Raw genomic sequence first — 6,456 nt, 5'->3', positions numbered from 1 at the left:
CGGATGTTATCCCCCTCTTATGGGCAGGTTACCCACGTGTTACTCACCCGTTCGCCACTATCTTCTCAGTGGAAGCAAGCTTCCATAGAAAAGACCGTTCGACTTGCATGTATTAGGCACGCCGCCAGCGTTCGTCCTGAGCCAGGATCAAACTCTCATGTAATGTGGGCTCTTGTACAGAAACCCTCATGAAAAGCTGAATAGCTCTTAATTTCTTGCTGACTTTATGTTTGCGATACGATGTATCGCCTTCGTTTGCTTCGACCGAAGTCTAAGCTCCCTGCACATTTGGTTCGTTCATTCTTCATTCAGTTTTCAAAGGTCTAATTATGTTGCACGCTCTCACATGACAACTTCTATATGATACCACTTGCGCAACCAGTTTGTCAACAACTTTTTAAAAAATGTTATTAATGAATTGGCCTGGAAGTTCATACTGTCATCAACGACCTTGGATACTTTTGCGGTTGTCCATTTGATCTGCCAACGAATAACAATCTTACCTGTTTCAGAGCTTTTTGGCAAGTCTTTTTTTGATTGAAGATATTTTTTTATTGCATAATGACGGCAAAAGCTCTCTGCAATAGAATAAAACATTCATTTGCAGCAAAAAAGAAGGTTCACTCCAAAGTCATTTCTTCGGAATGGACCTTCATTTCAGTATGGTTTCGGCACATTTTCTACTTTTTCCAATGTGATTCGATATACGAATCTCGCCCTGAATGCGAACGGTATCCGTGATAATGCGCGCTACTTTTTTTGTAGAAATCCTGATGATATTCTTCTGCTTCGTAAAACGGTTGGGCCGGTTCGATCGAAGTCACGATTGGCTTAGTGAATTTCCCACTGTCCTGTAAAGCTTGTTTCGATGCTTCCGCTATCTCTTTTTGTTCCGGTGTATGATAAAAAATTACCGGACGATAAGAAGTGCCGCGATCTACGAATTGACCCATGGCATCAGTTGGATCCGTCTGCTGCCAGTAGACCTCCACCAAGTCTTTGTACGGGAACAAAGCTGGGTTAAATGTGATTTGAACAGCTTCCGTATGCCCGGTCGTTCCGGAACACACTTCTTCATAAGTAGGGTTTTCTGTGTGTCCGCCCGTGTACCCGGAAACGACTGATTCGATGCCTGGTAGACTGTCGAACGGCTTGACCATGCACCAAAAACAGCCTCCAGCAAAAGTAGCTTTTTCCAATTTTGATTCGCTCACTATCCTCATTCCTTTCGTATGCGTTTACGTATGAAATGATTGTATCATATACCCAGAAGCTTACGCGCATATCTTGCTTATGATCAGCGTTTGTTGCTTGCGTTCTCTTTGGTTATTTTTGTGATGCCGCCCATATATGGCACAAGTGCATCAGGGATTGTGACGGAACCGTCTTCGTTTTGGTAATTTTCAAGTATCGCAGTTACAGTGCGGCCGACAGCCAGCCCTGAGCCATTCAACGTGTGCACAAATTCCAGTTTCCCTGTTTCTTCGTTACGGTAACGGATTTTCGCGCGGCGGGCTTGGAATGCCTCGGTATTTGAACAAGAACTGATTTCCCGGTAGGTATCTTGAGCCGGGATCCAGACTTCTATATCATACGTTTTGGCTGCGGAGAAGCCCATGTCGCCCGTGCATAACGTGATCGTACGGTGCGGCAAGTTCAAGCCTCTCAGCACCGCTTCAGCATCGTCCGTCATTTTTTCCAACTCTTCATAGGAAGTTTCCGGTTTGCTGAATTTCACCATCTCCACTTTATGGAACTGGTGCATCCTGATCAACCCTCTTGTGTCGCGTCCTGCGCTTCCGGCTTCAGAACGGAAAGACGGACTCATCGCTGTGAAATAGACCGGCAGATCCGCTTCATTCATGATTTCATCGCGGTAATAGTTCGTCAAAGGAACTTCAGCCGTAGGAATCAGCGTGAAGTTGCGCTCATCCGTCAATTGGAATACGTCCTCTTTGAATTTAGGGAATTGTCCCGTACCGAACATGGACGCTTCATTCGCCATATATGGCGGAATCATTTCCGTATAGCCATGCTCTTCGGTATGCAAGTCCAGCATATAATTGTAACAAGCGCGCTCCAGGCGGGCTCCCAGTCCTTTATAGAAGACGAAACGGCTGCCGGTCACTTTAGCGCCGCGTTCGAAGTCCAGAATATCCAATGCCTCGGCGATATCATAGTGGGCTTTTGGTTCGAAGTCGAACGCGCGCGGCGTCCCCCATCTTCTTACTTCCACGTTATCCTCTTCATCCGCACCGACAGGAACGGAGGCATGCGGCAAGTTAGGCAATCTTGTTGCGATGAAAGTCGTCTTCTCTTCGATTTCATTCAGTTCTTCATCCAATGCTTTAATTTTGTCGCCGACTTCTTTCATTTCGGCAATCTTATCATCCGCATTCTCTTTGTTGCGTTTCAATTGCGCAATTTCTTGGGAAACGCCATTGCGGTATTGCTTCAAGTTTTCCGTCTCAACGATTTTTTCCCGGCGTTGCGCATCCAATTCCTTGAATGTCACCAACTCTTCCGTTTTAACGCCACGCGCAGCCAATTTCTTTGCAGTATCTTCAAATCCATCCCTCAAAAATTTTACATCCAACATATGCTTTCCTCCTCATTATTTGTACAAAAATAGCCACTCCATCCCTAGAATAATCTGGGACGAAATGGCTTTAACGTTCGCGGTACCACCCAACTTCAGCCAGTCCCGATCAGGTCTGGCTGCGCTTCATTGCGTTAACGGACGGATCCGGAACAATTTAGTCAATTTCTTGTTTTCATTGTTCGCTTCATGTGGGGATTCAACAGGTGAAGGGTCAGTTCTCACCGAACCACTGACTCTCTGGGGCGCTTCACATCATTTACTGGTCACATGCATGGCTTTCTCTATTCAATTGGTCTAAGCTTCGATACCCTCATTTTACTGAACAAACCCTGTGCTGTCAATAATGCGACGGTTTTCCGTTAAACCCTCAGCTCTTAAGGATCAGTCAAAAAAACCTCCGACAAAATCGGATACTGTTTGCCAAGCTTTTCCGAACAGGTCTCCGACAACACGACCGCCGCGCACAAATATATTGGCTTTTTCAACGCTGCTTGCCACTGCGACTTTGACATCCTCGGAGGTCGTGCCGTCCAGATAACCAAACTCATCACCTTCGACCGTCACAGCGACGGACCCGACTTCAGTTCCTTTTTCGATAGGCGCTTCAATCTCGCCGTCCTCATTCAGGCTCTCTTCCGCCGGTGTGAAAACAGTTGTGAGCGCGAGCTCTTCCGCACCTTTTTCGGTAACGGTCACCAGGTCTTCGTTGTAGACAAGCCCGACCTCTGTTTGCTTCCCTTTGGCCACGGTAATCGGTTCTTGCGTGGAAACAGCCTCGCCTTTTGTTGCTACCGTCGTCTTCTCGAAGGTTGAGAAGGCATAGTCCATCAAGCGCCCCGTTTCCTTAAAGCGCTTGGTGCTCTCATCAGCACCGATGACCACGGTGATGATCCGCATATCATCCTGAACGGCTGTACCAGTAAAGGATGCACCCGACTCCAGTGTTGTTCCGGTCTTCAGACCGTCCACACCTTCACGATAATAGAACATGCCAGGCAACATCAAGTTGTAGCTGTGCATCATGATTTCATCGGATGTTCCCGCTTGGAAAGCCAACTCCGGCACGGCAGTCGTTTCCAAAACTTCAGGGTAATCATCGATCAGATGATCCGCAACCATCGCTACCCCGCGCGCAGTCATTTTGTTGTAGCCATCAGACGATGCACCCGGATAAAGATGCTCTTCCGGCATATCGCTGTTCGACAAGCCGGTGGCATTATAAAGTTCATAATTATCTACGCCCCACTCATCCAACTGAGCCTTCATCAAATCAACGAACTTCGCCTCCGAACCAGCCAAAGCTTCCGCTAAAGCGATCGTCGATCCGTTTGCGGAATAGATCAATGCGGACTGATAAAGTTCTTCCACGGAATACGTGATGTCCTGACGCAAAGGCACATTGGAAAAGTTGTAGTTCTGGCTGACTTCATAGACGTAATCGCTGACGGTGATTTGCTTGTCCCAAGCCAATTTGCCTTCTTCGATGGCTTCGAGTATCAAGTAGATACTCAGCATTTTTGTCATTGAGGCGATGCCCAGTGCCTCATCCCCATTTTGGTTCATAAGCACTTTATCTGTTTCATCTTCTATCACGAAAGCGGCTTTCGCATCGATAGAAGGTTGTTCAGCAGCCAAGGCAACCGGTGCAACAAACAAGCTGTTCACCAATACCGAGGCCGCCGAAATTGTTCCCATGATCATTTTTCTGTTTTTTATAGTTATCATTGTTTGTAGTTATCTCCAATCAGTCATTTCGTTCGGTTGATATACCCTTCTATGTTAGCGGAAATGGCATAAAAAGACAACCAAAAAAAGGAACGTACACAGAAAACGTACGTTCCTTATTCCTTGGCAACCGGAGTCTGTTTCAAGGGGAGATGCAGCACGAATTTGGTTTCCGCCTCATCCGATTCCGCATAGATATATCCGCCATGGAGCGTGACGATGCTTTGGGCGATCGCCAATCCAAGCCCGGTTCCCCCAGTCTCCTTCGAACGGGAATTTTCCACCCGATAAAAACGCCCGAACAACTCCTGCAGCGATTCTTCAGGGATGTGCTCCCCATTGTTCTTCACGGAAACAATCACTTCGGAACCTATCTTTTCGGCTTCGATGTGAACCCACGTGCCGCCATGCGCATACTTCAGGGCATTGGAAATCAGATTGTTGAAGACACGGGCCATTTTATCGACATCCATTTCGATCATCAACGGACTCGTTTTCATGATCACCTCAATCTCCATATGGCGCTTGCGCGACTCCAACTCATAGTCCGCGACAATCTGCTCCAAAAAATTGCCGATGTTGATTGTCTTCAACAACAGCGGTGTCGTCGGTTGTCGCACTTTCGTGTATTCGAAGAGATCATCAACAAGCACCTTCATCTGCAGCGCTTTTGTGTAAGCGATATGGATATATCGCAAAGCATCCTCTTCACTTGTGAATTGCTTATCCTCTATCAATCCCAGGTAACCGATGATGGAAGTCAAGGGGGTCCGGATATCGTGACTGACGTTCGTGATTAATTCATCTTTCGATTGTTCGATTTTCCGTTCCTCTGCCATCGCTTGGACCGTACTTTCCACCAGCGTATTGATGCTGTCCACAACATCAACATAGCTACCGGCATTGTTCGCATCGATCCGATGATCGAAGTGCCCCGCTGCGATATAATGCAATTCGTCCAGAATATGCGTCAGCTGCATCTGCTTGTATCTCCTGGTCAAACGCCAGCCAGTGAAGATGGCCGCAAAAATGGCCGCTATCCATTGAAAAACATCATCGTAAATAGTCAAGAACGCATCGACTACCATCACGAATCGCCTCAAGGAGGGAACTTCCCTCAAAATCATCGGAGGGTTTGCGACCAGTCGGTTGAACATCAGCTCCATCCCGATGTAGAGCAGATAGACGATACCCAGCGTCAACGCCCCTTCAAAAACGAGTTCACTCAGTTCTTTTTTTTTCAACTTGTTAAACAAAGCTGCAGCCTCCCAGCTGTTTTTTTTGCCAATGTGCCTACAGGCTTGCTTATTCGCCGATCTTATAGCCTACACCCCAAACGGTCTGGATGACCTTCTCGCCCCCTGTAGCCTCTTCAATTTTATCGCGGAGATGACTCACATGCACCATAACGGTCTTGGCCGATACGATACTCTCTTGTTGCCAAACACGTTCAAAAATTTCATCGGCACTGAAGACGCGATTCGGATGGCTCGCCAATAGGTGCAAAATACCAAATTCCAGCGCGGTCAACTGGATACTTTTCCCGTTCAGCGTCTTTACCTCATGGGAATCTTTCTTGATGATCAGCGGACCTATTTCGATCGAATCCACCTCTGCTGCATCTGCCTGCATAGTGGTCCTGCGCAAGAGCGATTTGATGCGAGCCATCACTTCCAGTGGATTGAACGGCTTGGAAACATAGTCGTCCGCACCTGTCGTCAACCCTTGGATTTTATCCATATCGGCGGATTTTGCGCTCAACATCAGAATCGGGATCGGATTGTTCTGTTCCCGCAGCTCCCTCACTACCGAGATGCCATCCTTCTTCGGCATCATCACATCCAAAATGATCAGTTGGATATCCGCATTCTCCTCAAGCTTGTGGAAAGCGTCCACGCCGTCATAGGCTTTTATCGGATCGTATCCTTCATTTTTGCAATAAATGCTCAACAAATCCACGATTTCCCTGTCGTCATCGACGATCAAAATTTTACTCATATCGGACAACCCTTTCCCCAAAATATGTATTTTTCCCCATCGTACCAAAGTGTTCTAAATTTTTGCTTAAGGAAGCATAAAGAAATTCCATTTTAATTATATCAGAAAGCCCCAGCAAACTGCGAACATAA

The 6,456-nt window shown here is 46.9% G+C and carries 5 protein-coding genes, 1 rRNA gene and 1 other annotated feature (1 of these 7 cut by a window edge); all 6 genes read right to left on the bottom strand.

Features of this window, described 5'->3' with window-relative positions; translation table 11 throughout:
• Nucleotides 1-163 (bottom strand): 16S ribosomal RNA (locus tag ACKPCD_RS02510); it reaches 1,396 nt to the left of the window's first position.
• A gap of 517 nt (nucleotides 164-680) precedes the next feature.
• Complete coding sequence (msrA, locus tag ACKPCD_RS02505) at nucleotides 681-1,214, bottom strand: peptide-methionine (S)-S-oxide reductase MsrA (RefSeq protein WP_086988956.1); 534 nt, start codon at nucleotides 1,212-1,214, stop codon at nucleotides 681-683.
• 83 nt (nucleotides 1,215-1,297) lie between these two features.
• On the bottom strand, nucleotides 1,298-2,599 hold the full coding sequence (gene serS / locus ACKPCD_RS02500; RefSeq protein WP_321433904.1) for a serine--tRNA ligase: 1,302 nt from the start codon (nucleotides 2,597-2,599) through the stop codon (nucleotides 1,298-1,300).
• 52 nt (nucleotides 2,600-2,651) lie between these two features.
• Nucleotides 2,652-2,884: a binding site (T-box leader), on the bottom strand.
• Between the two features lie 99 nt (nucleotides 2,885-2,983).
• Nucleotides 2,984-4,327, bottom strand: a complete 1,344-nt coding sequence (locus tag ACKPCD_RS02495) for a serine hydrolase (protein WP_086988957.1) — start codon at nucleotides 4,325-4,327, stop codon at nucleotides 2,984-2,986.
• Between the two features lie 116 nt (nucleotides 4,328-4,443).
• A complete protein-coding gene (locus tag ACKPCD_RS02490) occupies nucleotides 4,444-5,583 on the bottom strand; it encodes a sensor histidine kinase (RefSeq protein ID WP_321433903.1) in 1,140 nt (379 codons plus the stop codon).
• Nucleotides 5,584-5,632: 49 nt separating this feature from the next.
• A complete protein-coding gene (locus ACKPCD_RS02485) occupies nucleotides 5,633-6,325 on the bottom strand; it encodes a response regulator transcription factor (RefSeq protein ID WP_068562090.1) in 693 nt (230 codons plus the stop codon).
• Nucleotides 6,326-6,456: the final 131 nt, after the last annotated feature.

Origin of the sequence: Trichococcus flocculiformis, from assembly GCF_963662535.1 — a bacterium.
GTDB lineage: Bacteria > Bacillota > Bacilli > Lactobacillales > Aerococcaceae > Trichococcus > Trichococcus flocculiformis.
The sequence above is the reverse complement of the archived record's forward strand: the minus strand, read 5'-3'. Positions and strand labels throughout refer to the sequence as shown.

Excerpts from the sequence above, each read along its gene's own strand:
- ACKPCD_RS02495 (WP_086988957.1), bottom strand. The coding sequence starts at position 4,327 with ATGATAACTATAAAAAACAGAAAAATGATCATGGGAACAATTTCGGCG.
- ACKPCD_RS02485 (WP_068562090.1), bottom strand. The coding sequence starts at position 6,325 with ATGAGTAAAATTTTGATCGTCGATGACGACAGGGAAATCGTGGATTTG.
- serS (WP_321433904.1), bottom strand. The coding sequence starts at position 2,599 with ATGTTGGATGTAAAATTTTTGAGGGATGGATTTGAAGATACTGCAAAG.